This is a genomic window from Arthrobacter sp. 10T44, from assembly GCF_056393885.1.
Genome location: NZ_JBFTGT010000009.1, coordinates 23,590 through 49,429, shown reverse-complemented (window position 1 = coordinate 49,429; position 25,840 = coordinate 23,590). Strand labels below are relative to the sequence as shown.

At 68.7% G+C, this 25,840-nt stretch carries 23 protein-coding genes; 15 read left to right on the top strand and 8 right to left on the bottom strand.

Translation table 11 applies throughout. The features are described from left to right. The first annotated feature begins 58 nt into the window (after positions 1–58). The gene (locus tag AC1DBL_RS14355) at positions 59–796 is read left to right on the top strand and encodes a LysR family substrate-binding domain-containing protein (protein WP_476909597.1); all 738 of its coding nucleotides are present in this window, start codon (positions 59–61) and stop codon (positions 794–796) included. A gap of 34 nt (positions 797–830) precedes the next feature. Here the strand turns inward: AC1DBL_RS14355 and AC1DBL_RS14350 are convergent, their stop codons facing one another. From AC1DBL_RS14350 to chvE, 4 genes are all read right to left on the bottom strand, one after another. Then, positions 831–1,166 (bottom strand): hypothetical protein, encoded by a 336-nt coding sequence (locus AC1DBL_RS14350; RefSeq protein ID WP_476909598.1) that lies wholly within the window; start codon positions 1,164–1,166, stop codon positions 831–833. A 132-nt stretch (positions 1,167–1,298) separates the two neighbouring features. Beyond that, positions 1,299–2,606, bottom strand: a complete 1,308-nt coding sequence (gene mmsB / locus AC1DBL_RS14345) for a multiple monosaccharide ABC transporter permease (RefSeq protein WP_441419102.1) — start codon at positions 2,604–2,606, stop codon at positions 1,299–1,301. A gap of 5 nt (positions 2,607–2,611) precedes the next feature. Beyond that, a complete protein-coding gene (mmsA, locus tag AC1DBL_RS14340; protein ID WP_441419101.1) occupies positions 2,612–4,141 on the bottom strand; it encodes a multiple monosaccharide ABC transporter ATP-binding protein in 1,530 nt (509 codons plus the stop codon). 103 nt (positions 4,142–4,244) lie between these two features. After that, a complete protein-coding gene (chvE, locus tag AC1DBL_RS14335; protein ID WP_476909625.1) occupies positions 4,245–5,369 on the bottom strand; it encodes a multiple monosaccharide ABC transporter substrate-binding protein in 1,125 nt (374 codons plus the stop codon). 273 nt (positions 5,370–5,642) lie between these two features. Here chvE and AC1DBL_RS14330 point away from each other — a divergent pair, with 273 nt between their 5' ends. From AC1DBL_RS14330 to AC1DBL_RS14295, 8 genes are all read left to right on the top strand, one after another. Next, positions 5,643–6,665 (top strand): LacI family DNA-binding transcriptional regulator, encoded by a 1,023-nt coding sequence (locus tag AC1DBL_RS14330; protein WP_441419100.1) that lies wholly within the window; start codon positions 5,643–5,645, stop codon positions 6,663–6,665. A 134-nt stretch (positions 6,666–6,799) separates the two neighbouring features. Continuing rightward, positions 6,800–8,515 carry a ribulokinase gene (gene araB / locus AC1DBL_RS14325; protein ID WP_476917291.1) on the top strand — a complete coding sequence of 572 codons (1,716 nt, stop codon included), beginning with the start codon at positions 6,800–6,802 and terminating at the stop codon, positions 8,513–8,515. Next, positions 8,512–9,222 (top strand): L-ribulose-5-phosphate 4-epimerase, encoded by a 711-nt coding sequence (locus tag AC1DBL_RS14320; RefSeq protein WP_441419098.1) that lies wholly within the window; start codon positions 8,512–8,514, stop codon positions 9,220–9,222. The genes araB and AC1DBL_RS14320 overlap by 4 nt, the downstream gene beginning before the upstream one ends. 36 nt (positions 9,223–9,258) lie before the next feature. Continuing rightward, positions 9,259–10,779, top strand: a complete 1,521-nt coding sequence (araA, locus tag AC1DBL_RS14315) for an L-arabinose isomerase (RefSeq protein WP_441419097.1) — start codon at positions 9,259–9,261, stop codon at positions 10,777–10,779. Then, positions 10,776–11,678 carry an aldose 1-epimerase family protein gene (locus tag AC1DBL_RS14310; RefSeq protein ID WP_441419096.1) on the top strand — a complete coding sequence of 301 codons (903 nt, stop codon included), beginning with the start codon at positions 10,776–10,778 and terminating at the stop codon, positions 11,676–11,678. The genes araA and AC1DBL_RS14310 overlap by 4 nt, the downstream gene beginning before the upstream one ends. A 90-nt stretch (positions 11,679–11,768) precedes the next feature. Next, positions 11,769–12,911 (top strand): galactose-1-phosphate uridylyltransferase, encoded by a 1,143-nt coding sequence (gene galT, locus AC1DBL_RS14305; RefSeq protein WP_441419095.1) that lies wholly within the window; start codon positions 11,769–11,771, stop codon positions 12,909–12,911. Continuing rightward, complete coding sequence (gene galK / locus AC1DBL_RS14300; protein ID WP_441419094.1) at positions 12,908–14,089, top strand: galactokinase; 1,182 nt, start codon at positions 12,908–12,910, stop codon at positions 14,087–14,089. The genes galT and galK overlap by 4 nt, the downstream gene beginning before the upstream one ends. Before the next feature lie 100 nt (positions 14,090–14,189). Then, positions 14,190–14,717 carry a hypothetical protein gene (locus AC1DBL_RS14295; RefSeq protein ID WP_476893460.1) on the top strand — a complete coding sequence of 176 codons (528 nt, stop codon included), beginning with the start codon at positions 14,190–14,192 and terminating at the stop codon, positions 14,715–14,717. Positions 14,718–14,747: 30 nt separating this feature from the next. Here AC1DBL_RS14295 and AC1DBL_RS14290 read toward each other — a convergent pair whose 3' ends face one another. Continuing rightward, entirely contained in the window at positions 14,748–15,434 is a 687-nt protein-coding gene (locus tag AC1DBL_RS14290) for a GntR family transcriptional regulator (protein WP_476926361.1), read from the bottom strand. A gap of 108 nt (positions 15,435–15,542) precedes the next feature. Here AC1DBL_RS14290 and AC1DBL_RS14285 point away from each other — a divergent pair, with 108 nt between their 5' ends. From AC1DBL_RS14285 to AC1DBL_RS14265, 5 genes are all read left to right on the top strand, one after another. Then, positions 15,543–16,316, top strand: a complete 774-nt coding sequence (locus AC1DBL_RS14285; RefSeq protein WP_476893459.1) for a LamB/YcsF family protein — start codon at positions 15,543–15,545, stop codon at positions 16,314–16,316. Positions 16,317–16,411: 95 nt separating this feature from the next. Next, positions 16,412–17,785 (top strand): MFS transporter, encoded by a 1,374-nt coding sequence (locus tag AC1DBL_RS14280; RefSeq protein ID WP_476926360.1) that lies wholly within the window; start codon positions 16,412–16,414, stop codon positions 17,783–17,785. A 30-nt stretch (positions 17,786–17,815) separates the two neighbouring features. Further along, on the top strand, positions 17,816–19,510 hold the full coding sequence (locus AC1DBL_RS14275) for a 5-oxoprolinase subunit B/C family protein (RefSeq protein ID WP_476926383.1): 1,695 nt from the start codon (positions 17,816–17,818) through the stop codon (positions 19,508–19,510). After that, a complete protein-coding gene (locus tag AC1DBL_RS14270; protein ID WP_441419089.1) occupies positions 19,510–21,291 on the top strand; it encodes an acetyl/propionyl/methylcrotonyl-CoA carboxylase subunit alpha in 1,782 nt (593 codons plus the stop codon). Before AC1DBL_RS14275 ends, AC1DBL_RS14270 begins: the two co-directional genes overlap by 1 nt. A 211-nt stretch (positions 21,292–21,502) precedes the next feature. Further along, entirely contained in the window at positions 21,503–21,799 is a 297-nt protein-coding gene (locus tag AC1DBL_RS14265; RefSeq protein ID WP_175322995.1) for an antibiotic biosynthesis monooxygenase family protein, read from the top strand. A 14-nt stretch (positions 21,800–21,813) separates the two neighbouring features. On the opposite strand, the gene AC1DBL_RS14260 is transcribed toward AC1DBL_RS14265, so the two are convergent. The 3 genes from AC1DBL_RS14260 to AC1DBL_RS14250 all read right to left on the bottom strand — a co-directional run bounded on the left by AC1DBL_RS14260 (position 21,814) and on the right by AC1DBL_RS14250 (position 24,134). Beyond that, on the bottom strand, positions 21,814–22,413 hold the full coding sequence (locus tag AC1DBL_RS14260) for a DUF6919 domain-containing protein (RefSeq protein ID WP_476893456.1): 600 nt from the start codon (positions 22,411–22,413) through the stop codon (positions 21,814–21,816). Between the two features lie 220 nt (positions 22,414–22,633). After that, positions 22,634–23,644: a bile acid:sodium symporter family protein gene (locus AC1DBL_RS14255; protein ID WP_441419087.1), complete on the bottom strand. Its 1,011-nt coding sequence runs from the start codon at positions 23,642–23,644 to the stop codon at positions 22,634–22,636. 70 nt (positions 23,645–23,714) lie between these two features. Then, positions 23,715–24,134 carry a MerR family transcriptional regulator gene (locus tag AC1DBL_RS14250; protein ID WP_441419086.1) on the bottom strand — a complete coding sequence of 140 codons (420 nt, stop codon included), beginning with the start codon at positions 24,132–24,134 and terminating at the stop codon, positions 23,715–23,717. A 175-nt stretch (positions 24,135–24,309) separates the two neighbouring features. Between AC1DBL_RS14250 and AC1DBL_RS14245 the strand changes: the two genes are divergently transcribed. After that, positions 24,310–25,833 carry a SulP family inorganic anion transporter gene (locus tag AC1DBL_RS14245; RefSeq protein ID WP_441419085.1) on the top strand — a complete coding sequence of 508 codons (1,524 nt, stop codon included), beginning with the start codon at positions 24,310–24,312 and terminating at the stop codon, positions 25,831–25,833. Positions 25,834–25,840 lie beyond the last annotated feature (7 nt).

The following is a 25,840-nucleotide window of genomic DNA, read 5'->3' as shown; positions in this document are numbered from 1 at the left end:
AGCAACCAGCGGCCGCCGGGGCGGGAGCATCCTGCGGCACTGACGGTACTGTGAACCTGTGCCCGCAGAAGAAGAAACAGCCCAGCCCCACGACGAATCGGTACCCGAGAGCCGGGAACTGAGGTTCGCGTATGTTGCCGGCGTGACTCCCGGTAAATGGATCCGACGGTGGGAAGAGCGGATGCCCGATGTTCCGCTGCACTCGTTCATGTCCGACGACGGCGCCCAGCTCGCGGTGCTGCGCGACGGCTCGGCGGACCTGAGCTTCGTCCGCCTGCCGGTGGAGCGCGAGGGCCTGAGCGTCATCCCGCTCTACGAAGAGCAACCCGTGGTGGTGGCGCCGAAGGGCCATGAGATCTCCGTGTTCGAGGAGGTCGCGCTGGCTGACCTGGCCGCCGAGACGTTCCTCGATGTGGCTGCCCTTGGCGGACCCGAACAGGCGCTGCAGGTGGTGGCCACCGGGGCCGGGCTGGCCATCCTGCCGATGTCTGTGGCGCGGCACTTCAACGTCAAGGACACCGTGGCCCGGAAGCTTACCGGCGCGCCAACGACCGAGATCGCCCTGGCCTGGCCCAGCGATTCAACGGATGCGGTGATCGAGGAGTTCATCGGGATCGTCCGCGGCCGCACTGCGGCCAGCTCCCGGCAGCCCTCGGCCCAGCAGGAGAAACCCAAGCGCGAGCCGAAGCCGGACCGGCGCGGGCCCGCCGTCAAGAAACCCAAGGTGGCGCAACGGTACGCGCCGAACCCGGACAAGGGCCGCGGCAAAGGGTCCCGGAAAAAGGGAAAGCGCTAGCCAGTCCACCCAGCTGGCTCGCAACAACTGCCAGCTACTCGGCGCAGGCGTCCTGTAGGGCCTTGACCGAATCGGCCGGCACCTGGTCGCCCGAATCCGCGATCTGCTTCAGCGGGGTGGTGATCTCCGCAGGCACTCCGGCGCCCTGGGCACCGGCCACCAGGCCGCCAAGGGCCTTCTTGTCTTGGACGCTGACCAGGCCGTCCGCCACGAGGGAGCAGGCCTGCTTCTTGATCTCGCTGCCGGCCGCGGTCGCGACCTGGGAAGCGCCGTCGTTGACGGCCTTCTCGGCGGCCTGCTGCACCTGGCCGCAGCCGGTCAGGACAACCACGAGGACGGCAAGGGAAACAGCGGCGAGGGGACGTTTCATGTTTTCAGCCTAGCAAGCCGCCGGTGCCGGACCTGGTGACCGGCATTCGTCCGTGAAGATCGGCCCGCGACGCGGAAAATTCCTGCCGACCCCGGAATTCGGGGGTCGCCAGGAATTTTGCGCGACGACGGATCAGGGGGTGGGGACGGTCGCGGTCCGGGCAGGTTCCTCAGCGGCGCCGGCGGGACGTGCCGCGGGGGGAGCGGCAGTCTCGGTGGCCGGGGGAGTGGTGTTGCGCTTGAAGCGGTTCCCCAGGACGCTGCCCCCGCCGCCGCGGTTCTTGTTGAAGATGTCGAAGCCGACGGCGATCAGCAGCACCAGGCCCTTGATGAGCTGCTGGTAGTCGGTGCCGAGGCCCAGGATGGACATGCCGTTGTTGAGCACACCCATGATGAGGCCACCGATCATGGCGCCCGCCACGGTGCCGATGCCGCCCGTGACCGCGGCGCCGCCGATGAAGGCCGCCGCGATGGAATCCAGCTCGAAGCCGGTGCCGCCGGCAGGCTGCGCGGAGTTGAGCCGCGCGGTGAACACCAGGCCGGCCAGCGCGGCGAGGACGCCCATGTTCACGAACAGGCGGAAGGTGACGGCCTTGGTCTTGATGCCGGACAGCTCCGCGGCGTGCAGGTTCCCGCCGATCGCGTAGGTGTGGCGGCCGAAAACGCTGTTGTTCATCAGGGCGCTGTAGACGATCACGAGGACCGCGAGCACGATCAGGACAATCGGGGTGCCGCGGTAGCTGGCCAGCAGGAAGGTGATGACCAGCATGAGCAGCGCAATGAACGCGGTCTTAATCACGAACCAGGTCATGGGCTCGTTCTCCAGCTCAAACTTCGCGCGGATCCTGCGTTCCTTGATGGACTGGATCAACAGGGCCAGCGTGGCTCCGACGCCCAGGATGACGGTGAGCCATTCCAGCACCGAGGTCCCGCCGGAGATGTCGGGAAGGAATCCGCCGCCGAGGGCGCGCAGCTCCGCCGGGAACGGGGTGATCTGCTGGTTCTTGAGCGTGATCAGGGTCAGGCCGCGGAAGATCAGCATGCCGGCGAGGGTGACGATGAATGCGGGGATGCCGACGTAGGCAATCCAATAGCCCTGCCACGCGCCGACCAGCGCGCCGACCAGGAGGCAGGCCGGGATGGCCGCCCACCAGGGCCAGCCCCAGTGCACGATCATGACGCCGGCGACGGCGCCGATGAAGCCGGCGACGGAGCCCACGGACAGGTCGATGTGGCCGGCGATGATGACCATCACCATGCCGATCGCGAGGATCAGGATGTAGCTGTTTTGAACGACGAGGTTGGTGACGTTTTGGGGCTCCAGCAGGATGCCGTCGGTCAGGACCTGGAACAGCAGGACGATCAGGATCAGGGCGACGAAGATGCCAACCTGGCGGAGGCGGCTGGTCAGGAAGCCGAGGGATTCTCGTAGGGCGGACATGTTCGCTATTCCTTCTCTTGGGTCATGTAGTGCATGAGGGTTTCCTGGGATGCCTCGGCGATGGGCACCTCGCCGGTGACATGGCCCGCGGACAGGGTGTAGATCCTGTCGCAGATGCCCAGCAGCTCCGGCAGCTCGGAGGAGATGACGATGACCGCCTTACCCTCGGCGGCCAGCTTGGCGATGATCGTGTAGATCTCGAACTTGGCGCCCACGTCGATTCCGCGGGTGGGCTCGTCGAGGATGAGCACATCCGGATCGGAAAACATCCACTTGCTCAGCACGACCTTCTGCTGGTTGCCACCGGAAAGCTTCCCGGTGATGGCCGCCACGGAAGGGGCCTTGATGTTCATGCTCTTCCGGTAGCCGTTGGCCACCAGGGTTTCCTTGTTCTTGTCCACCCAGCCGCCCTTGGCAAGCTTGCGCAGCGCGGCCATGGAAATGTTGCGCTTGATGTCCTCGATGAGGTTCAGGCCATAGAGCTTGCGGTCCTCGGTGGCGTAGGCGAGGCCGTGTTTGATGGCCTCGGCAACGGTGGAGGTGTTGATCTCCTTGCCGTGCTTGAACACCTTCCCGGACGTCGCGGTGCCGTAGGAGCGGCCGAAGACGCTCATGGCCAGCTCCGTCCGGCCGGCACCCATGAGGCCGGCCAGTCCCACCACTTCACCCCTGCGGACATTGAGGCTGGCGTTGTTGACCACCATGCGGCTGTGGTCCTGCGGGTGCCGGACAGACCAGTCTTCGATCCGGAGGACTTCCTCGCCGATCACGGGCTCACGCTCCGGGTACAGGCTTTCCAGGTCGCGGCCCACCATCCCGCGGATAATGCGCTCCTGGGTGACGCTGCCTTCGTCGAGGCGGAGGGTCTCGATGGTCTTGCCGTCCCGGATGATCGTGACGGCGTCCGCAACCTTGCGGATCTCGTTGAGCTTGTGGCTGATGATGATGCTGGTGACGCCCTGGCCCTTGAGGTGCAGGATCAGGTCCAGCAGGTGGCCCGAATCTTCGTCGTTTAGGGCCGCCGTCGGCTCATCGAGGATGAGGAGCTTGACCTTCTTGGAGAGCGCCTTGGCGATTTCGACCAGCTGCTGCTTGCCGACGCTGATCTGCTGGACCGGGGTGACGGGATTCTCGCTCAGGCCCACCCGGGCCAGCAGCTTGGCGGCCTCGAGGTTGGTCTTGCGCCAGTCCACCCAGCCGTTCGTGGCCTGTTCGTTGCCGAGGTAGATGTTCTCGGCGATGGACAGGTACGGGCTGAGCGCCAATTCCTGGTGGATGATGACGATGCCGCGCTCTTCGCTGTCCGAGATGTCGGAGAAATTGCAGGGTTCGTTTTCGAAGAGGATCTCACCGTCGAAGGAGCTGTGCGGGTAGACGCCGGACAGCACCTTCATGAGGGTGGACTTGCCGGCGCCGTTTTCGCCGCAAATCGCGTGGACCTCGCCGCGGTTCACCTCCAGGGTGACGTCCTGCAGGGCCTTCACGCCCGGGAAGGTCTTGGTGATTCCTCGCATTTGAAGAATGGGTGTTTTCATCGTCAATTCCCACTGACTGGTCGAAACTGGACCGCTCTGCGGTTAATAAGGGGCCTCTGCACAGCGGGTGCGGCCGGTGGCCCGGCCGCACCCGCTGGTTCGGCTATTTGACGTCGGCGTCGGTGTAGTAGCCGGAGTCGATGAGTTCCTTCTTGTAGTTGTCCTTGGTGATGATCACGGACTTGAGCAGGTAGGCCGGAACAACCTTGACCTTGTTGTTGTAGGTCTTGGTGTCGTTGGTCTCCGGCTCCTGGCCCTTGAGTACGGCGTCGACCATCTTTACGGCCTGGGCGCCAAGCTGGCGGGTGTCCTTGAAGATGGTGGAATACTGCTCGCCGGCGATGATGGACTTCACGGAGCCCTTCTCGGCATCCTGCCCGGTGACGATCGGCAGGCTGCCCTTGGCGTAGCCGCCGGTGCTGGTCAGTGCCGAGATGATGCCGATGGACAGGCCGTCATACGGGGAGAGCACGCCGTCGAGCTTCTTGCCGGAGCTGTAGGCCGCGGTCAGGATGTCCTCCATCCGCTTCTGGGCCACGGGAGCCTGCCAGCGGAGGATGGCGGCCTGCTCGAACTTGGTCTGGCCGCTCGGAACGTTCAGGGTGCCTGCATCGAGGTACGGCTTGAGCGTGTCCATGGCGCCGCTCCAGAAGAAGTTGGCGTTGTTGTCATCCGGGCTGCCGGCGAAGAGCTCCACGTTGAAGGGACCCTTGCCGTCCACCTTCTTGCCGCTCGCGTCGACCAGCCCCAGGCCGGTCAGCAGCGACGTGGCCTGCTGGACGCCCACCGTGTAGTTGTCAAAAGTGGTGTAGTAGTCCACGTTGGGGGAGCCGTTGATGAGCCGGTCGTAGGCGATGACCTTGACGTTCTGCTCCTTCGCCTTGGCGAGGACATCGGTCAGCGTGGTGCCGTCGATCGCGGCGATGATCAGGGCCTTGGCGCCCTTGGTGAGCATGTTCTCGATCTGCGAGACCTGCGTCGGGATGTCGTCGTTGGCGAACTGCAGGTCCGCCTTGTAGCCGAGCTTCGTGACGGATTCGGAGACGTTCTTACCGTCCGCGATCCACCGCTCGGAAGTCTGGGTGGGCATCGAGATGCCGACCAGGGCGCCGGCGGCATCCGAGGCCGCAGCCGACGACGGGGCGGCGGCGCCGCCGCGGCTCCCGCAGCCGGTGGCCCCGGCGGTGATGGCCAGGACGACGGCGAACGCGCCCAGGAGTTTCTTCATTCTCACGATATTCTCCTTCCGCGGACAGCACAGTCCGCGAACTGATACGGGCTCTGGAAGCGCCTGCGCAACTAGAGAGCCCAGTATGGATGAGGTCCGGTTAGCCATGTCCCGACGAGCCTAGATTATGCCCGCTTGTGTTAGCGCTAACAAGTCTGTTTGATGAACGTAGCACCGGCCCGGCTTGTGAGTCAAGTCACAGAATAGGCGCGGCCGAGGGAGCTTCGGCTCCGGCCGTAGGATGTTGACAACACATTGCACAGGGAGTGGAAGATGCCTCAGCCGGGGAACGCTAACGAACGACGTCCGCCACGACTTGAGGACGTGGCCTCGCGGGCCGGCGTGTCCCACCAGACGGTGTCGCGGGTGGTCAACAACCACCCCAACGTCAGCAAGGCCACCCGGGACCGGGTCGAGGCAGCCATCGCCGAGCTCGGGTACCGGCGCAACACTGCGGCCCGGAGCCTGGTCACCCGCCGCTCCCAGACCATCGGGGTCCTCGGCGTCGAGCTCGCGCAGTACGGCCCGGCAAACACCCTGGTGGGGGTCCAGCAGGCCGCCCGGGAGGCCGGGTACTTTGTCAGCATTGCGGCCCTCAAGGACTCCAGCGCGGATTCCATCGCCGACGCCGTCCGGCATTTCACCGACCAGGGCGCCGACGGCATCATCGTGATCGTCCCGCACGGCGGAACAGTCCAGACCCTCGAGAGCCTCAACCTCCAGGTGCCCGTCGTCGTCGTGGGCGCCGGCAGCCCCGGCCGGTTCAGCGGCGCCATGGTGGACCAGAAGCTCGGCGCCCGCATGGCGGTGGCGCACCTGATCAGCGAGGGGCACCGCCGGATCGGGCACATTTCCGGACCGCGGGACTGGATGGATGCCCACGCGCGCGCCCAGGGCTGGCGCGAGCAGCTGGCGGAGATGGGACTCGAACCGGACCTTGAACTGGAGGGCGACTGGAGTGCCGGCAGCGGGTACCGGCTTGGCCGCAAGCTCGCCGCCGACCGCACCGCCACTGCGGTCCTGGTGGGCAACGACCAGATGGCACTGGGCCTGCTGCGGGCCTTCACGGAGGCCGGTGTCAGGGTGCCGCAGGATGTCTCGGTGGTCGGCTTCGACGACCAGCCCGAGGCCGCGTACTTCACCCCGCCCCTGACCACCGTCCGGCAGGACTTCCGGGAGCTGGGGCGGCGCTGCGTGGACGTGATTCTGGCCCAGATCGAGCACGGTGCGCCGAGCGGGAATACCGTAGTGGCGCCCGAGCTGGTAGTCCGCGCGAGCACCGCCAGCATCGCCTAGTCCGCCCCGCCCGCAATCCCCGACTGCCGCCGCCGGCTGCGCACCCAAGCCGGCGCACTCCTTGACAGCCAAAGTGTTAGCGCTCACAATTGAGCTCAGCCCGCGGTCTGGCGGGCACGTAACTGGAGGATTTCATGGACGTCACAGCTGACGGCACCGAAAACTATGTCATCGGGGTGGACTACGGCACCCTCTCCGGCCGGGCCGTGGTGGTGCGGGTGCGCGACGGCAAGGAACTCGGCAGCGGCGTCTTCGACTACCCGCACGCCGTCCTGACCGACACCCTCCCCGCCGAGTTGGCCGGCGCTGACGCCGCCCGTCTGCCGGGGGACTGGGCGCTGCAGGTTCCCGACGACTACCGTGACGTCCTCCGGCACGCGGTCCCCGCTGCCGTCGCCGACGCCGGGATCGATCCGGCCGCCGTCGTCGGGATCGCCACCGACTTCACCGCCTGCACCATGGTGCCGGTCAAGGCCGACGGGACGCCGCTGAACGAACTGCCGGAGTTCGCGAACAGCCCGCACGCCTACGTCAAGCTCTGGCGTCACCACGCGGCGCAGCCGCAAGCGGACCGGATCAACGCCCTCGGCCGGGAGCGCGGCGAGGAATGGCTGCCGCGCTACGGCGGCCTGATCTCCTCCGAATGGGAGTTCGCCAAGGGCCTCCAGCTCCTGGAGGAAGCCCCCGAGGTCTACGCGGCCATGGACCGGTGGGTCGAGGCGGCGGACTGGATCGTCTGGCAGCTCTGCGGAAGCTACGTCCGGAACGCCTGCACGGCCGGCTACAAGGGCATCTACCAGGACGGCAAATACCCCTCGGAGGACTACCTGGCTGCGCTCAACCCGGACTTCAAGGATTTCGTCAGCAGCAAGCTGGAGCACACGATCGGCCGGCTCGGCGACGCAGCCGGCTACCTCACGGCCGAGGCCGCCGCCTGGACCGGGCTGCCGGCGGGGATCGCCGTCGCCGTCGGCAACGTGGACGCCCATGTCACCGCCCCGGCAGCCCGCGCAGTCGAGCCCGGACAGCTCGTCGCGATCATGGGCACCTCCACCTGCCACGTCATGAACGGGACCGAGCTGAGCGAGGTGCCGGGCATGTGTGGTGCGGTCGACGGCGGGATCGTGGACGGACTCTGGGGCTACGAGGCGGGCCAGAGCGGTGTGGGCGACATCTTCGGGTGGTTCACGGGCAACGGCGTTCCGCCCGAATACCACGCAGCGGCAGCCGGACGGGGGCTCGGCATCCACGAGTACCTCACCGAACTCGCCTCGCGCCAGGCGATCGGCGAACACGGCCTGATCGCCCTGGACTGGCACTCGGGCAACCGTTCCGTCCTGGTCGACCACGAGCTCTCCGGCGTCATTGTCGGCCAGACGCTGGCCACCCGCCCCGAAGACACCTACCGGGCCCTGCTGGAGGCGACGGCGTTCGGTACCCGCACGATCGTGGACGCTTTCCGGGACTCCGGGGTTCCGGTCCGCGAGTTCATTGTGGCCGGGGGACTGATCAAGAACCAGCTGCTGATGCAGATCTACGCCGATGTAACGGGGCTGCGGCTCTCCACGATCGGGTCCACGCAGGGCCCGGCGCTCGGTGCGGCGATCCATGCGGCCGTCGCCGCGGGCCGCTACCCCGACGTCCGGTCCGCGGCCGAAGCCATGGGCGCCGAACCGGGAGCGGTCTACACGCCGATCCCGGAAAACGTGGCAGCCTACGAGGAACTGTTCCACGAATACCGGGCCCTGCACGACTACTTCGGCAGGGGAGCCAACGAGGTCATGCACCGGCTCAAGGCGATCCAGCGCAAAGCCGCCGCCCCGCTGCTGTCCGCGGGGGTCCCGGCATGAGCTCCGGAGCGGAAGATCTGCCGGAAACCATCGCCCGGCTCCGCCGGGAAGTCTGCTCCCTGCACGCCGAACTGACCCGGTACGAACTGGTCGTCTGGACCGCCGGCAACGTCTCGGCCAGGGTCCCCGGCCACGACCTGATGGTGATCAAGCCCTCGGGCGTCTCCTACGACGAGCTCTCCCCTGACCTCATGGTGGTCACGGACCTGCACGGCAACCCCGTAACCGCGGCCGCGGGTTCCCCGGCGCAGTGGCAAAACCCGGAGCTCACGCCGTCGTCGGACACCGCCGCGCATGCATACGTCTACCGGCATATGCCGGAGGTGGGCGGGGTGGTCCACACCCACTCCACCTACGCCACCGCGTGGGCGGCCCGGGGCGAAGCGATCCCCTGCGTGCTGACCATGATGGGCGACGAATTCGGCGGCAGCATCCCGGTGGGACCGTTCGCCCTGATCGGCGACGACGCGATCGGACGCGGGATCGTCGAGACCCTGTCCGGCTCGCACTCCCCGGCGGTGCTGATGCAGAACCACGGACCCTTCACCATCGGTGCGGACGCCCGCGCGGCCGTCAAGGCCGCCGTGATGTGCGAAGAAGTGGCCCGCACCGTGCACATCTCCCGCCAGCTCGGCGAACCGCTGCCGATCGACCAGGCCAAGATCGAGGCCCTGCACGCCCGCTACCAGAACGTCTACGGCCGCTAGGGCCCGGACCAGCCCAAGAATTTCCAGGAGAAACCCATGACCCACGCCCACAACACCTCCCTTGAGCCCTACGAGGTCTGGTTCCTCACCGGCAGCCAGCACCTCTACGGCGAAGCCGTCCTAAAGCAGGTGGCGGAGCAGTCGCAGGAGATCGCCCGCCAGCTCAACAGCTCCTCCGACGTCCCGGTCCGGGTGGTCTGGAAACCCGTGTTGACCGACTCGGACGCGATCCGGCGGACCGCCCTCGAGGCGAACTCCGACGACGCGGTGATCGGCGTGACCGCCTGGATGCACACGTTCTCGCCGGCGAAGATGTGGATCCAGGGCCTGGACCTGCTGCGCAAGCCGTTGCTGCACCTGCACACCCAGGCCAACGTGGAACTCCCCTGGGCGGAGATCGACTTCGACTTCATGAACCTGAACCAGGCCGCGCACGGCGACCGGGAATTCGGCTACATCCAGTCGCGGCTGGGCATCCCGCGCAAGACGGTGGTGGGCCACGTGTCCAACCCCGAGGTCACCCGCCAGGTGGGGGTGTGGCAGCGCGCCTCCGCCGGCTGGGCCGCGGTGCGGACGCTCAAACTGACCCGCTTCGGGGACAACATGCGCAACGTGGCCGTCACCGAGGGCGACAAGACCGAGGCCGAACTGCGCTTCGGCGTCTCGGTCAACACCTGGTCCGTCAACGAGCTCGCGGACGCCGTTCACGGCGCCGCGGAGTCCGACGTCGACGCGCTGGTGGCGGAGTACGATCGGCTTTACGAGGTGGCCGCCGAGCTGAAGGCCGGGGGAGCGCGGCACGAGTCGCTGCGCTACAGCGCCCGGATTGAGCTGGGCCTGCGGCATTTCCTTGAGGCCAACGGCTCCGCCGCGTTCACCACCTCCTTCGAGGACCTTGGCGCGCTGCGGCAGCTGCCCGGCATGGCCGTCCAGCGGCTGATGGCGGACGGCTACGGCTTCGGCGCCGAAGGCGACTGGAAGACCGCGCTCCTGGTCCGCGCGGCCAAGGTCATGGGCGCCGGCCTGCCCGGCGGAGCCTCCCTCATGGAGGACTACACGTACCACCTCACCCCCGGCCAGGAGAAAATCCTGGGCGCCCACATGCTGGAGGTCTGCCCCTCGCTGACCGCCTCCAAGCCGCGCGTCGAGATCCACCCGCTCGGCATCGGCGGCAAGGAGGACCCCGTCCGGATGGTCTTCGACACGGACGCCGGGCCCGGCGTCGTGGTGGCGCTCTCGGACATGCGCGACCGCTTCCGCCTGGTCGCAAACGCCGTCGACGTCGTGGACCTGGACGAACCGCTGCCGAAGCTTCCTGTGGCGCGCGCCCTCTGGTCGCCCAAGCCGGACTTCGCCACCTCCGCGACTGCCTGGCTGACCGCCGGCGCGGCCCACCACACCGTGCTGACCACCGCCGTCGGCATGGAGGTCTTCGAGGACTTTGCCGAGATCGCCCGCACCGAGCTGCTGGCCATCGACGAGGGCACCACGATCAAGCAGTTCAAGAAGGAACTGAACTGGAATGCGGCGTACTACCGGCTGGCCGGCGGCCTGTGACCTGGGCCGACCACCGGATCGAGGCGGACGGGTACAGTGCCGTGTTTACCGCGCGGGCCGGCGCCCTGCGCCAGTTGCGGCACGGGGACCGCGATCTGGTGCTCCCGTTCCCGGCCGGCGGCCCGATCCCGGACTTCCGCGGCATCATCGCGGCCCCCTGGCCGAACCGGATTCCCGACGGCCGCTACAGTTTCGACGGCGGAAGCCACCGGTTGCCGGTCAACGAACCCGAACGCCGCTGCGCCCTGCACGGCCTGGGCCTCGGCGAGGACTGGACAGCCGAGGCCCGGGGGGAGTCCTCGCTGGTGCTGGCCTGCACCCTCGGCCCGGCGCCGGGCTACCCCTTCGCGGTCCGGCTCACCGCCAGCTACCGGCTGGACGGGGACGGCCTGCACGCCGAGGTGACCGCCACCAACACGGGGGACCGGGCCGCGCCGTACGGCATCTGCCCGCATCCGTACCTGCTGGCCGGTCCCGCACCGCTGGACGAGTGGACCCTGGAATTTTCGGCCGACACCTTCCTGGCGGCCGATCCGGAACGGCGCCTGCCCCTAGGGCCGCAGCCGGTGCGCGGGCACGCCTTCAACTTCCGCACCCCGCGTCCCATCGGCGCGACGAAGATCGACAACGCCTTCACCGGGCTGGGCTTCGACGACGCCGGCCGCGCCCGGCTGACCGTCCGGGACCCCGGCGGCAACGGCGTCGGAATGTCCTGGGACCGGAGCCTGCCCTGGCTGCAGCTGTTCACCGGCGACACCGAGCCGCGCGCGACCGGCAGGGCCGGGCTCGCCGTCGAGCCGATGAGCTGCCCGCCGGATGCCTTCAACAGCGGACAGGACCTGGTGCGGCTGGAGCCGGGGGCCTCGCACCGGGCCTCGTGGAGCATCTTCGCCGTTTAGCGGCGGCCCGCCCGGCCCCGTTTCGCATCCCGCCTCCCCGATTTCCGCCCTCCCAATTCCGCTTCACCCAATCCGCGCAAGGACGACACCATGACCAGCAGCACCAGCCGGGAAGATGCCCCCGCATCGCTGACGGCGGTCAGCAGCACGCGCCTCGCCGACGGGCGGGAGCTGCTCTACTTCGACGACGGCGCGCGCGCCCAGCAGCGCCGCACGGAAGACTCCCGGGCGCTGCCCGAGCGGGGCCCCTCCGGTGAGCTCCGCTTCGACGCGCTGACCGGGGAGTGGGTGGCGGTGGCGGCCCACCGCCAGCACCGGACGCACCTGCCGCCGGCGGACGAATGCCCGCTCTGCCCCAGCACCCCGGACCGGCCCTCGGAGATCCCGGCGCCGGACTACGACGTCGTCGTCTTCGAAAACCGTTTCCCCTCGCTGGGGCCAGACCTCGCCGCCGCACCGTCCTCGCCCGGCTGGGGAACCCGCGGGACTGCCGGCGGCCGCTGTGAAGTGGTGGCGTTCACCCCTGACCACACCGGCGCTTTCGCCGATCTGGGCACCCGGCGGGTCCGCACCGTGATCGACGCGTGGGCGCACCGTACCGAAGCCCTCAGCGCGCTGCCCGGGGTCCAGCAGGTGTTCTGCTTCGAAAACCGCGGCCAGGACATCGGCGTGACCCTGCACCACCCGCACGGGCAGATCTACGCCTACCCGTACCTCACGCCGCGGGCCGCGGTGATGGCCAGGGCCGCCGAGGCCTTCCTCGCGGACACGGGACGGACCCTCACCGGGCACATCCTGGCCGGCGAACGGGCCGACGGCTCGCGGATGCTGGTCGAAGGCGAGCACTTCAGCGCCTATGTGCCGTTCGCGGCGCGCTGGCCGCTCGAAATCCACCTCGTCCCGCACCGCCAGGTGGCCGACCTCGCGGCGTTGAACGGTGCCGAACGCGACGAGCTGGCCGTGCTGTATCCGGACCTCCTGGGCCGCCTCGACGGTCTCTACGGCACCCCGACGCCGTATATCAGCGCCTGGCACCAGGCTCCGGTGGACCCGGTCCTGCGCCGCTCCGGATACCTCCACCTGCAGATCACCTCGCCACGCCGGGCCGCGGACAAGCTCAAATTCCTCGCCGGCTCCGAGGCCGCGATGGGCGCCTTCATCAACGACACCACACCGGAACAGGTCGCCGCCGCGCTGCGGGACACCGTCCCGGGCAGGACAGGAACGCCATGACACCGACGGAAACCGCGGGACCCGCCGTAAAGCTTGCCGACGCCTTCACCGCGCACTTCGGGCATGCCCCGGACGGGCTGTGGCAGGCTCCGGGCCGGGTGAACCTGATCGGCGAGCACACCGACTACAACGAGGGCCTGGTTCTACCGTTCGCGATCGACCGGGCGACGACGGTCGCGGTGGCCGCACGCAATGACCGCCGCGTGCTGCTGGCATCCGCCTTCGCCGGGGCGGCGCCCGTCGAGTTTGACCTGAACACCTTCGACCCCGCCACCTTCGCACCCGGGCCAGCGGGGGCTTGGTCCGCCTACCCGGCCGGCGTTGCCTGGGAGCTCGGGCGGGCCGGGGTTTCCGTCCCGGGCTTCGAGCTGTTGGTGTCCTCGGACGTCCCGGTCGGCGCGGGGCTTTCCTCGTCGGCGGCGCTGGAGTGCGCCGTCGCATCCGCCCTCGCCGAGCTCGCCGGGGCGAAGTTGGGCGCCACCGAGTTGGCGGACGTCGGGCGGCGGGCGGAGAACAACGTGGTCGGAGCCCCCACCGGGATCATGGACCAGTACGCCTCGATGCTGGGCGCCCAGGACTGCGCGGTTTACCTGGACTGCCGCGACGGAAGCTTTCGCCGGGTACCGCTGGGACTGGAGGGGGCCGGCCTGGTGTGCCTGGTGATCGACACGAAGGTCTCGCATGCCCATGCCAACGGAGGCTACGCGGCGCGGCGGGCCTCCTGCGCCCGGGGTGCCGAGCTGATGGGCGTGGGTGCCCTGCGGGACCTCGACGTCACTGATCTAACCCGCGCCGAAAGTATTCTCGACGGGGAAACCTTCCGGAGGGTCCGCCACATCGTCCACGAAAACGACCGCGTGGCACGGACCGTCGCGTTGCTGGAGAGCCGGGGCGCAGCGGCGATCGGCGAATTGCTGGACGCGAGCCACCGCTCCATGCGGGACGACTTTGAGATTTCCTGCGCGGAACTGGACCTCGCGGTGGACGCCGCCCGCGGCGCCGGGGCCATCGGCGCCCGGATGACCGGGGGCGGGTTTGGCGGCTCCGCCATCGCGCTGGTTCCCGCGGCCGAAGCCCGGGGAGTGGAAGAGGCCGTGCTGCGGGCCTTTGCCGGGCAGGGATTCGGGGCGCCGGAGATCTTTGCCGCGCGCCCCGCCGCGGGAGCCCGGCGGCTCTGAGCCGGGGGTCTGTCGCGGAACCCGCGGGGCCTTCCGGAAGCCCCTCCCCGGGCGTAACCTGTGCGCACTTGCAGGACGCTAGTTGATGGAGGTGGGCACAATGTTGGACAAAAAGCAGGTGCTGGGAGTCGGTGCAGGAGACCTGCAGTTCGCGGTTTCACGGGAGACCGCACGCATCATGCGGGAGGCCAAAGGCGACCGGCTGAAGGCAACCAAAATCATCCTGGACAAACTCCTGGAGATGGGGCTGATCACGGAAGCGGACCTCCCGGTCCTGGTCCGGATCTGTGAGGAAGGATTTGCCGCCAGCTCCGGCAAGAAGGAGGCATCCGCGGCGTACCACGAGGTCCGGAAATCCTATGACCAATTGCTCCTGCAACCAGGTGCCAGCCCGGTAGCGCTCGCCTTCGCATCGGCGTCGGCCGGCTCCTATCTGTCCGGCGACGTTACGGAGGACGGTGGCGGAGGCAGCACCGGCGTTGTCTACAAAAAGTCCGGCGGGAACTGGCAGGAGACCTTGGCGGGGGCGGGCGCCGCGATCGGCGGCATCCTCGGGGGGGCCGCTGGTGCCGGGCTTGGCACCATCATCGGCGGAGTGGCCGGCAAGATCGTGGACGAATGCCTGTGACATCCGCCTGACGGCCGCCGCCCGGGGACCTCACGCGCCGTGGACGGCGCTCTGCTTCTGTTCCGAGCGGTCGAGGTAGGCCAGCAGGAGCTCCGCTGCGCGGTCAGGCTCGCCGGCTTCCAGTGCGGCGCAGATGTGCTCGTTGTCGTCGAGGTAGCTCCGGTAGAAGTGCGCGTCCACGGTGGCCTTGTGGAAGAACAGCCGCATCTCGGCGAGAACCTGCGACATGATCGTGTCTAGTCGGCGGCTGCCAGCCAGCGCCACGATCGCGCGGTGGAAGTGCTGGTTGGCGGTGCCCAGAGCCTCCTCGTCGTCGGCGGCCGCCGCGGCCTTGCCTTCCTCGACCGCGGCACGGACCGCGGCCACCCGCTCCGGAGTGCCTCCGCCGCGCAGGGCTGCGACCTCGACGGCGCGCCGCACCGTGTACACATCGTGGATGTCGCCGGGGGCCAGGCTGGCCACGAACACTCCGCGGTTGGGCTGCCGGACCACCAGGCGCTCCGCGGCCAGTTCGGCGAAGGCCTCCCGCACGGTGTTGCGTGAGACGCCCAGGTCTTCGGCAATCGTCGACTCGGTCAGCCGGGTGCCCGGCAGCAGCACTCCGTCGGCCAGTTGCTGGCGGAGTTCGGCCGCGACCCGGTCCGCCACGGAGGGGACGGCGATGCGCAGCCGCGCGGCGGCCGCCAGGGCGCGCGGGCTGGCTTCGGAAGTCGTCATAGTGCCGAATGTACACGATTGTCCAAAACGGGAATCGTCGGATTGTTGAACAATCCCACGGGATAGTGCATCCTAAGAGGGGGCCAAGCACTGAGACGAGGATCACAAATGGCACACACCGGGCTAAACACCATCGACCTGAACAGCGACGTCGGCGAGTCTTACGGACGCTGGAGCCTCGGTGACGACACAGCAATGTTCCGCTCCGTTTCGAGCGCCAATGTGGCCTGCGGCTTCCACGCCGGAGACCCAAGCGTCATCCGGCGGACCTGCCGCGAGGCGGTCGCCGCCGGCGTCAGGATCGGCGCCCACGTCGGCTACCGCGACCTGGCCGGCTTCGGTCGCCGCTTCCTCGACATCGATCCGAACGAGCTGGCGGACGACGTCGTCTACCAGATCGGTGCGCTGCAGGCCCTGGCCGCCGCGGAAGGCGGCCAGGTCAGCTACGTCAAGCCGCACGGCGGCCTGTACAACGCGATCGTCGCGCACACCGCGCAGGCGCGGGCCGTCGTCGACGCGGTGAAGTCCGTGGATCCGAACCTGCCCATCCTGGGCCTGCCGGGCTCGGAAGTGCTTCGCCTGGCAGAGGCGGCCGGGATCCGGGCGGTTACCGAAGCCTTCGCGGACCGCGCCTACAACCGCGACGGCACCCTGGTTTCCCGCACCCTCCCCGGAGCCGTGCTGCACGACCACACCGAGGTCACCGAACATGTCCTCCGGATGGCCACCGATTCAGCCGTCCGCACCATCGATGGCTCCATCCTGAAAATCCGGGCCGAAAGCATCTGCGTCCACGGCGACTCCCCGGGAGCCGTAGCCATGGCAGCCGCGGTTCGCGAAGCGCTTAGCGCTGCCGGCATCGGCACCGCCTCATTCATCTAGGAACACCAACAGCCTCACCGGCGCTGCGTCTTGAGCCCGGCGCGACTTCAGCACACCCACCCAGCACAGGCAGCACCCGCATCTGGAGGAACATCATGACCGCACCGCACCAGGCCGCCCCGGCCGCAAGCAAGAGGCCCGGCAAGAGGCCTGGCAAGAGGCCCGGCAAGAGGAACCTGCCCCCTGGCGCCCTCAAGGCCTACATCGCAAGCCTCACCGGCACCTCGCTGGAGTACTACGACTTCGCGATCTACTCCGTGGCGTCGGCGCTGATCTTCCCCAAGATCTTCTTCCCGGTGGGCGACGAGCTGGTCGGCCTGTTGCTGTCCTTCTCCACCTTCGCCGTCGGCTACCTGGCCCGCCCGATCGGCGGCGTCATCTTCGGCCGGCTCGGCGACAGGATCGGCCGCAAGCACGTCCTGGTGGTCACACTGATGCTTATCGGCGTCGCCACGGTACTCATTGGCGCCCTCCCCGACTACTCCGCGATCGGCGTCGCGGCTCCGGCGATCCTGGTGCTGCTGCGCCTGGCGCAGGGCATCGGCGTCGGCGGCGAATGGGGCGGAGCCGTCCTGCTCTCCAGCGAATTCGGCGACGCCCGCAAGCGCGGCTTCTGGTCCTCGGCAGCCCAGATCGGCCCGCCGGCCGGCAACCTGATGGCCAACGGTGTGCTGGCCCTCCTCGCGGCAACCCTCAGTAACGAGGCGTTCCTGTCCTGGGGCTGGCGCGTGGCCTTCCTGGCCTCCGCCCTGCTGGTGGTCTTCGGCCTCCTGATCCGACTCAAGCTCGAAGAAACCCCCGTCTTCAAGGCCATCCAGGCCCACGGCGAGGCCCCCAAGGCCCCCATCAAAGAGGTCTTCACCAAGGAACCCCGCGCGCTGCTGGCAGCCGCCCTGTCCCGCATCTGCCCCGACGTGCTCTACTCCCTCTTCACTGTCTTCGTCGCCCTCTATGCCACCAAGCAGCTGGGCATGACCACCGGCAACGTCCTCGGCGCCATCCTGATCGGCTCGGCTTTCCAGCTCGCCCTGATCCCGGCCGCCGGCGCGCTGACGGACCGCTTCAACCGGCGCCTCGTCTACGGCATCGCCGCCGTTGGCACGGCCCTCTACATCCCGCTGTTCTTCCTGATGATCCAAGGCAAGTCCGTGCTGATGCTCACCATCGGCGTCGTAATCGGCCTTGCCTTCCACGCGTTCATGTACGGCCCGCAGGCCGCCTACATCACCGAGCAGTTCCCGGCCCGGCTGCGCTACGCCGGCAGCTCGCTGGCCTACACCCTCGCCGGCGTGATCGGCGGCGCCATTGCCCCGCTGGTCTTTACGGCGCTCTACGCCGCCACCGGCAACTGGTTCCTGATCGCGGGCTACCTCGCGGTCTCCGCCGTGGTGACGGTGGTAGGCCTGGCGATCGGCCGGAACCCGCAGACAGCCGAGGAAGAGCGGCTGCTGCAGGAAGCCCGCGCCTAAACGGCGCGGACCCTGGAGACGGCGGCAATGATGGAGACAGCAATGGAAACGGTGGCAGCGCGGCAGGCGGCCGTCCACAAAGTGAACGCGGTGCGGGCGGTGGGCACCCGCGCGGTGCTCGCAGAACTCACCGGCACCGAAGGCGTGCTGGCGCTGCAGGCGCTGCTCCTTGAGCACCCGTTGCCCGGGCAACTGGACGTGCTCGCCGCCGCCGAAACCGTCATGGTTACGGCCGACTCGCCCGTCGCCGCCCGCCGGATCGCCGCGCAGCTGCTGCAGCTCGACCTCACCGCCCCGGTGCAGCGCGACGGCGGCCTCGTGGTCATCGACACCGTGTACGACGGCGCGGACCTCGCCCAAGTGGCGGAGCTGACCGGGCTCGGGATCGAGGGCGTGATCGCCGCCCATTGCCGCCAGCAGTGGACGGTGGCCTTCGCCGGATTCGCCCCGGGATTCGGCTACCTCGTCGGGGAGAACGAAGTCCTCAACGTTCCCCGCCGCAGTTCCCCGCGCACCGCCGTTCCCGCAGGTGCCGTGGCGCTGGCCGGAACGTACTCGGCCGTGTACCCGCGCCGCTCACCCGGCGGCTGGCAGCTGATCGGCCACACCGCCGCCCGGATGTGGGACCTGGACCGCGAGCAGCCCGCCCTGGCCGCGCCCGGCCATCGGATCCAGTTCCGCGCGGTCCGGGAGACGGTGGCGCTTGCCCCGGAACCGCAGCCCGAGACCCCCGCGCCGGAGGTGACTTCGGGACTCCGGATCGTCTCGCCCGGCCTGCAGAGCCTGATCCAGGACCTCGGACGCCACGGCCACTCCGGACTGGGTGTCTCCGCCGCCGGCGCCCTGGACCGCGCCTCGCTGCGCCGCGCCAACCGCCTCGTCGGCAACGCGCCCGGCGCAGCCGGTATTGAGACAGTGGCGATCGAGACCGCCGCCGGCGGGCTCACGGTCCAGGCCGTCGGGGACCAGGTCCTGGCCGTCGCCGGGGCGCCGTCGGAACTGGCCATCACCACCCCGGGCCGCCCTGACGCGGAGCCCGACCGCCGTACCGTGCCGATGGCCACCCCGTTCGCCCTGCTTGACGGCGAGACGCTCAGCATCGGCGCGCCGGAGAGCGGCTTCCGCAGCTACCTCGCGGTCCGCGGCGGCGTGGATGCCGCCCCGGTCCTCGGCAGCCGCTCCACCGACACGATGTCCGGGATCGGCCCGGCGCCGCTGACCGCGCGGCAGCTCCTGGCCACCGGCGGCGACTCCGAGTCCGGCGTCGTCGGCCACCCGGAACTGCAGCCCGAGTTCCCCGGCACCGGGGTGACCGTGCTCGACGTCGTCCCCGGCCCGCGCGCTGACTGGTTCGACGCCGAGGCGCTGGAGTCGCTTACCGCCCAGGAGTGGCTGGTCAAGCCGCAGTCCAACCGGGTGGGCATGCGGCTCGACGGAACACCGCTGCAGCGCACCCGGGACGGGGAGCTGGCCAGCGAAGGGACCGTCGCGGGTGCGCTGCAGATCCCGCCCGAAGGCCTGCCGGTGCTCTTCCTCGCCGACCACCCCATCACCGGCGGCTACCCCGTGATCGCCGTCGTCGTCGACTCGCAACTGGACCTCGCCGCGCAGGTCCCGATCGGCGGGACCATCCGCTTCCGCTGGGCGGACTCCGGCACCACCGGCCCCGCCACCTCCGACCGCACCCCCGCCGAAAAAGCCCCCGACGAAGAAGTGAGTAACTGATGCGCAAGGTCCTGATCGCCAACCGCGGCGAAATCGCCGTCCGGATCGCCCGGGCCTGCGACGACGCCCAGCTGGCGTCCGTCGCCGTCTACGCGGACATCGATGCCGATGCGGTGCACGTCTCCGCGGCGGACGAGGCCTTCGCCCTGGGCGGCAATTCGCCCGCCGACACCTACCTGAACATCCCCAAACTGCTGGCCGCGGCCGCCGAATCCGGCGCCGATGCCATTCACCCCGGCTACGGCTTCCTGTCCGAGAACGCCGAGTTCGCCCAGGCCGTCCTCGACGCCGGACTGACCTGGATCGGGCCCGCGCCCGACGCCATCCGGCTGCTTGGCAACAAGATCACCGCCCGTGAAACCGCCGTCCGCGCCGGGGCGCCCCTCGTGGCCGGCAGCGACGGCCCGGTCGGTTCCGCCGCCGAAGCCCGCGCCTTCGCCGAGCAGCATGGACTGCCGATCGCGATCAAGGCGGCGTTCGGCGGCGGCGGCCGCGGCATGAAGGTGGTCCGCGCGCTCGACGAAATCGAGGAGGCCTTCGACTCCGCCGTCCGCGAGGCCGTCGCCGCCTTCGGCCGCGGCGAGTGCTTCGTGGAGCGCTACCTTGACCGGCCCCGGCACGTGGAGGCCCAGGTCCTGGCGGACACCCACGGGAACGTCGTCGTCGTCGGGACCCGCGACTGCTCGCTGCAGCGCAGGCACCAGAAACTCGTCGAGGAAGCCCCCGCACCTTTCCTCACGGAAGAGCAGACCGAGCAGATCTACCGGGCGTCCAAGGCGGTCTGCCGGGAAGCCCGCTACTCCGGCGCCGGCACGGTGGAATTCCTCGTCGCCGCCGACGGCACGGTCGCCTTTCTGGAGGTCAACACCCGCCTGCAGGTGGAGCACCCCATCACCGAGGAAACCACCGGGATCGACCTGGTGCAGGAGCAGTTCCGCATCGCGGCCGGGGAGCCGCTGCGGCTCACCGGGGACCCGGCACCCCGCGGCCACTCCTTCGAATTCCGGCTCAACGCCGAGGACGTGGGCCGCGGCTTCCTCCCCTCGCCGGGCACCGTGACCGGGTTCTCCGGCCCCACCGGCCCGGGGGTCCGGCTCGACTCCGGCGTCCGCTCCGGCTCGTTTGTCCCGCCGCAGTTCGACTCGCTGCTGGCCAAGCTGATCGTCACCGGCGCGGACCGGCAGCAGGCCCTGCGCCGCGCCCGCCGCGCCCTCGCGGAGCTCAGCATCACCGGGGTGGCCACCGTGCTGCCGTTCCACCGGGCCGTGCTGGAGTCCCCGGACTTCACCTCCGAGGCCGGGCTGGGAATCCACACCCGCTGGATCGAGACCGACTTCGCTGACCGGATTCCGGCAGACCCCGGCTATAGCACCACGGCGCCCGACGGCGAACGCCGCACCATCACGGTCGAGGTCGACGGCAAGCGGCTCGCCGTCGGGCTGCCGGCGGATTTGCTGGACGGCTGGGCGCGGTCCGGCCGGGCGCTGCCTGCCGGAGTTTCGCTTGGGGGCTCGCCGGAGGGCTCACCGGGGACCGCGTCCGACGGCGGCGCTGCCGCGCCCGCGGATCCGGGGGAACTGCGGGCCCACATGGCCGGGACCGTGGTGAAGTGGCTCGTCGCGCCGGGGGCCGAGGTCGCGGCGGGGGAACCCGTCGTCGTGCTCGAAGCGATGAAGATGGAAACCCAGGTCGCCGCACACCGGGACGGAACGGTGACCGACGTCCGGGCCGAAGCCGGCGGCGTGGTCACGGCCGGAGCGGTGCTGGCGCTGATCGGGTAGCCGCGGGACATGCCCACCTCCCGAGCCGGCGGGTGGACATAGTGCCACTATGTCCAACCCCGGCGCTCAGGGCTGGGCATGCTCGTCCGTCGAGCGGGCCGCCTTCCGAGCTTTCGGCCGTACCGCCGGGCAGTCCGGCCCTACCGCCACGCGCGTCCCGGGAACATAATCGGCGGTATCAACCCCGTACGGAGAATGGAAGGCGGCAGCCATGTCTGTCTACACGCTTGGAATCTGGCTGGTCCACCCGGGACGCGAGAATGATTTTGTCCAGGCCTGGCGGGATTTGGCGAGGAAAACGCAGGAGGACTATCCCAACACCAAGGCCGTGCTGATGCACGACCATGACGTCAGGAACCGGTTCATCAGCACCGGCCCCTGGGAATCACTCGAACAGATTGAACAGTGGCGGGCATCAGCCACCTTCACCCAGGGGGTGGACGCAATGCGCGAGATGCTGGAGCACTTCGAATCGCGCACGCTCGACGAGGCAGCCAGCATCGGCTGAGGCAGCCGCCGTCGTCAGCTTTGTGCCAGTGCGTCCAGCACGGCAGCCAGCAGCACACCGTCCCGGCCCCAGACGGGGTCGAAAATCTCGACGTACCAGGACTCGGCCAGCACCAGCGCCAGCGATTCGTTGGCCTCGGCGGACCAGTCTTTGAGCTGGTCCGCTTCGATCGGGCTTTCGCTGGTGCCCAGCACGGTAACGATCTCGGCGTCCTGCAGTGTCACGGGAATCGAGGCGCGGCTCATTTCCCCCGGGGCGTGTGCCACCGTCACCAGTTCCGTCCGCGAGGAGAGGTCCAGAAGGCTGCCCGCCGACTCCGGGGTGCAGTAGCCCGTCACGTAGGCCCGCTGGACGTTGCCGCCCTCGCGGAGCCCGGGCTGCGACTCCTTGGTGAACAGCCCGTTCCGGTTGAGTGCCGCCAGCTGGCCGGCGATCGCCTCCGTCTCCGCATCGATGCCGGGGGTGAACGTTCCCGGCTGGTACTGGCTCCGGCCCTCCAGCCAGCGTGCCGTCAGTTCGCCGGCTGCTGGGATCGTGGTGGCCTGCCGCCAGACCTGCCGGTCCGCCAGCAGCCTGCCGAAGCTGTCCCGTTCAGTTGTGTACTGGTCGTCCATGAGCGAGTTCCACCTCCCTGCCGTGCATTGAATCCGGTCTACTTCATCCTGCTGACCCCGAGCTTCCACCGCAAGGCAGGTTTCGCGCCGCGTCACGGAACGGCTGCCGAGCATCGACGTCCGCTCGTCAAACGTCGATTGCTCCGTAACCGCCGTCATGAGGCTTGAAAACGGCGGTTACGGAGCAATCGATGTGAACCGGGAAGGGCCCCGGCGGGAATCAGGCGTCGCGCAGCGGGCGCCGGGCCAGCCAGGCGGCCACGATGGCGCCGGAGATGTTGTGCCAGAGCGAGAACACGGCCGACGGCAGGGCCGCCAGCGGGCTGAAGTGGGCCGTGGCCAGCGTCGCCGCGAGGCCGGAATTCTGCATTCCCACCTCGAAGGCCAGGGCGCGCCGGGCCTTGTCGTCCAGGCGTCCGAGCTTTCCGGCCAGGTAGCCCAGGCCCAGGCCGAAGCCGTTGTGCAGCACCACGGCGAGGAAGACGATGCCGCCGGCGGCCACGATCTTGTTCGCACTGCCCGCCACGACGATTGCCACAATCAGCGAAATGACGACGGCGGAGGCCCAGGGCAGCGCCGGAAGCACCTTGGCGACGACCTTCTTCAGGAACAGGCGGGCCAGCAGGCCGGCGATTACCGGCAGCAGCACGGTTTTGACGATGTCCAGCACCATGCCTGCGGCGTCGATCTGAAGGTAGGACCCGGCCAGGAAGAGCACGAGCAAAGGCGTGACGATCGGGGCGATCAGCGTGGACACGGAGGCGACGGCCACCGAGAGGGCCACATCGCCCTTGGCCAGGAACGCCATCACGTTCGACGCCGTGCCCGAAGGGGCGCAGCCGACCAGGATCAGGCCGACGGCGAGTTCCGGCTCAAGGTGCAGTGCCTGGGCGATCAGCCACCCGGCGCCGGGCATGATGACGTAGTGCGCCACGATGCCCAGCACCACGGCCCAGGGGCGCTTCGCCACGGAGGCGAAGTCCGGCGGGGTCAGGGTCAGGCCCATGCAGAACATGATGATGCCGAGCAGGTACGGCACGCTCGGAGCGAGCGGTTTGAAGGCGCCCGGCAGGAGGAAACCGGCGACGCCGGCCACCACCACCAGGAGCGGGAAAACGGTGACCGCAATGCGGGCGATCTTCGCCTCGGCGGCGAGGGCCGGATTGACCGGGCTGGCCGCGTCAGTGCGGGACTCCGGTGCGGACTGTGGGGATTTGGTTGCCTCAAGCATCCAAGCATGGTGCCACCAGCGTCCGCCATGCGGCCACTTTATGACCAATCGGCGGACGAGTATGTCAGATTTAAAGCCCCGGTGCCGGGCTAGCGGGGTTAGGCGACGGGGTTCGCTGGCCCAGTATGGCGATGAACTCCTCCGCCTGGCGCAGGTTGCGGGCCATCTTGGCGCGCTGGTGTTCGGCCCGTTCCAGGAATTCAGCCAGCCGGGCGTCGGCGCCAGCAGTGTCAGCGGGGCCGGCGGCCTCCGTATTTAGCAGGCCCAGGATTTCGGCCATCTCCTCGAGGGAGAAGCCCAGCGGTTTCATTTGCTTGATCAGCATCAGGCGCGCGGCGTCAGCCTCGGAATAGACCCGGAAGCCGCCCCCGGTGCGGGCCGTCGCGGGGAGCAGCCCGACATCGTCGTAATGGCGAATAGTCCGCAAGGACAGTCCGGTGCGTTCTGCCAGTTCGCCGATGTGCATGGTGCTGCGGCTCGCGTCCGTCAATGGGGACCCCTTCCTTCGTCCAGTTGAAACTCTACCATCACGTTAGGGTAGGGTTTGTGGGGAGTGGTGCGACCGCCAAGGCCGGTCCCGCTCCCTGCCGGCGCAGTGCTGCGCCCCTGCATTCTTCGCAACTGAGGGGCCCTGCCGCGCCTCCTGACCCTGAACGGAGCCAGCGATGGTCGTCAAAACCGCCGGGAATTCCCCGGCCTTCACTCCCGAACAGCTGCAATCGGTCCGGGGCGCCCTGCTGTCCCCTCGGCGGCTGAAGACAGAGGTCCTGGGCGGACTCGTCGTCGCGCTGGCCCTGATCCCGGAGGCGATCGCCTTCTCGATTATCGCCGGCGTCGATCCGCGAATCGGGCTCTTCGCGTCCTTCACCATGGCCGTCACCATCTCCTTCGTCGGCGGCCGGCCGGCAATGATTTCGGCTGCGACCGGAGCCGTCGCCCTGGTGATCGCCCCGCTGGTGAAGTCCCATGGGCTGGACTACCTAGTCGCCGCGGTGATCCTGGCCGGCCTGTTCCAGATCATCCTGGGACTCTCCGGGGTTGCCAAGCTGATGCGCTTCATCCCGCGCTCGGTGATGGTGGGCTTCGTCAATGCGCTGGCCATCCTGATTTTCCTCTCGCAGTTGCCGGAGTTGATCGGCGTCCCGTGGCTGGTCTACCCGTTGACGGCGCTGGGGCTGCTGATCGTGTTCGGGCTTCCCAAGCTCACCAAGGCAGTCCCTGCCCCGCTCGTCGCTATCGTGGCGCTGACGCTCATCACGGTGTTCGCCGCCGTCGCCGTCCCTACCGTGGGGGACAAGGGCGCACTGCCCGATTCGCTGCCCGCGCTCTTCATCCCGAACGTGCCTTTCACGCTCGAGACCCTGCAAATTATCTTCCCCTTCGCCCTCGCCATGGCCTTCGTGGGGCTGCTCGAATCCCTGATGACCGCCAAACTGGTCGATGACATCACGGACACCCGCTCGCCCAAGACCCGGGAGGCCTGGGGCCAGGGCGTGGCAAACGTCGTCACCGGGTTCTTCGGCGGCATGGGTGGCTGCGCAATGATCGGCCAGACCATGATCAACGTGAAGGCCTCCGGCGCCCGCACCCGGATCTCCACCTTCCTGGCCGGTGTCTTCCTGCTGATCCTGGTGGTGGCCTTGGGCGGCATCGTCTCGCTGATCCCGATGGCCGCGCTCGTTGCCGTGATGATTTTCGTCTCCGTGGCCACCTTCGACTGGCACAGTGTCCGTCCGCGGACCCTGAAAATGATGCCCAAGAGCGAAACCGCCGTCATGGTCGCCACCGTCATCGTCACCGTCGCCACCCACAACCTGGCGATCGGCGTCGGCGTCGGGGTGCTGGTCGCGATGGTGATGTTTGCCCGGCGGGTCGCTCACTTCGTTACCGTGCACCGCACCGTGGCAGAGGTCGACGGCGGCCACGTCGCCACCTACCGGGTCGACGGGGAACTCTTCTTCGCTTCCTCAAACGACCTCTATACCCAGTTCGAGTACGCCTTGGACCCCCAGCGCGTGGTCATCGACCTGCATGCCTCACATCTGTGGGATGCCTCCACCATCGCGGCGCTGGACGCCATCACTGAGAAATACCACCAACACGGCAAGGACGTGTTGGTCGTCGGCCTCAACGACGCCAGCGTCCACATGCGCGAACGCCTCGGCGGCAAACTCGGCGCCGGGCACTAGGAACCGG

Coding starts and splice junctions, on each gene's coding strand:
- AC1DBL_RS14350 (WP_476909598.1), bottom strand. CDS start 1,166: ATGAAACGTCCCCTCGCCGCTGTTTCCCTTGCCGTCCTCGTGGTTGTC.
- mmsB (WP_441419102.1), bottom strand. CDS start 2,606: ATGTCCGCCCTACGAGAATCCCTCGGCTTCCTGACCAGCCGCCTCCGC.
- mmsA (WP_441419101.1), bottom strand. CDS start 4,141: ATGAAAACACCCATTCTTCAAATGCGAGGAATCACCAAGACCTTCCCG.
- chvE (WP_476909625.1), bottom strand. CDS start 5,369: ATGAAGAAACTCCTGGGCGCGTTCGCCGTCGTCCTGGCCATCACCGCC.
- AC1DBL_RS14330 (WP_441419100.1), top strand. CDS start 5,643: ATGCCTCAGCCGGGGAACGCTAACGAACGACGTCCGCCACGACTTGAG.
- araB (WP_476917291.1), top strand. CDS start 6,800: ATGGACGTCACAGCTGACGGCACCGAAAACTATGTCATCGGGGTGGAC.
- AC1DBL_RS14320 (WP_441419098.1), top strand. CDS start 8,512: ATGAGCTCCGGAGCGGAAGATCTGCCGGAAACCATCGCCCGGCTCCGC.
- araA (WP_441419097.1), top strand. CDS start 9,259: ATGACCCACGCCCACAACACCTCCCTTGAGCCCTACGAGGTCTGGTTC.
- galT (WP_441419095.1), top strand. CDS start 11,769: ATGACCAGCAGCACCAGCCGGGAAGATGCCCCCGCATCGCTGACGGCG.
- galK (WP_441419094.1), top strand. CDS start 12,908: ATGACACCGACGGAAACCGCGGGACCCGCCGTAAAGCTTGCCGACGCC.
- AC1DBL_RS14295 (WP_476893460.1), top strand. CDS start 14,190: ATGTTGGACAAAAAGCAGGTGCTGGGAGTCGGTGCAGGAGACCTGCAG.
- AC1DBL_RS14290 (WP_476926361.1), bottom strand. CDS start 15,434: ATGACGACTTCCGAAGCCAGCCCGCGCGCCCTGGCGGCCGCCGCGCGG.
- AC1DBL_RS14285 (WP_476893459.1), top strand. CDS start 15,543: ATGGCACACACCGGGCTAAACACCATCGACCTGAACAGCGACGTCGGC.
- AC1DBL_RS14280 (WP_476926360.1), top strand. CDS start 16,412: ATGACCGCACCGCACCAGGCCGCCCCGGCCGCAAGCAAGAGGCCCGGC.
- AC1DBL_RS14275 (WP_476926383.1), top strand. CDS start 17,816: ATGGAGACAGCAATGGAAACGGTGGCAGCGCGGCAGGCGGCCGTCCAC.
- AC1DBL_RS14270 (WP_441419089.1), top strand. CDS start 19,510: ATGCGCAAGGTCCTGATCGCCAACCGCGGCGAAATCGCCGTCCGGATC.
- AC1DBL_RS14265 (WP_175322995.1), top strand. CDS start 21,503: ATGTCTGTCTACACGCTTGGAATCTGGCTGGTCCACCCGGGACGCGAG.
- AC1DBL_RS14260 (WP_476893456.1), bottom strand. CDS start 22,413: ATGGACGACCAGTACACAACTGAACGGGACAGCTTCGGCAGGCTGCTG.
- AC1DBL_RS14255 (WP_441419087.1), bottom strand. CDS start 23,644: ATGCTTGAGGCAACCAAATCCCCACAGTCCGCACCGGAGTCCCGCACT.
- AC1DBL_RS14245 (WP_441419085.1), top strand. CDS start 24,310: ATGGTCGTCAAAACCGCCGGGAATTCCCCGGCCTTCACTCCCGAACAG.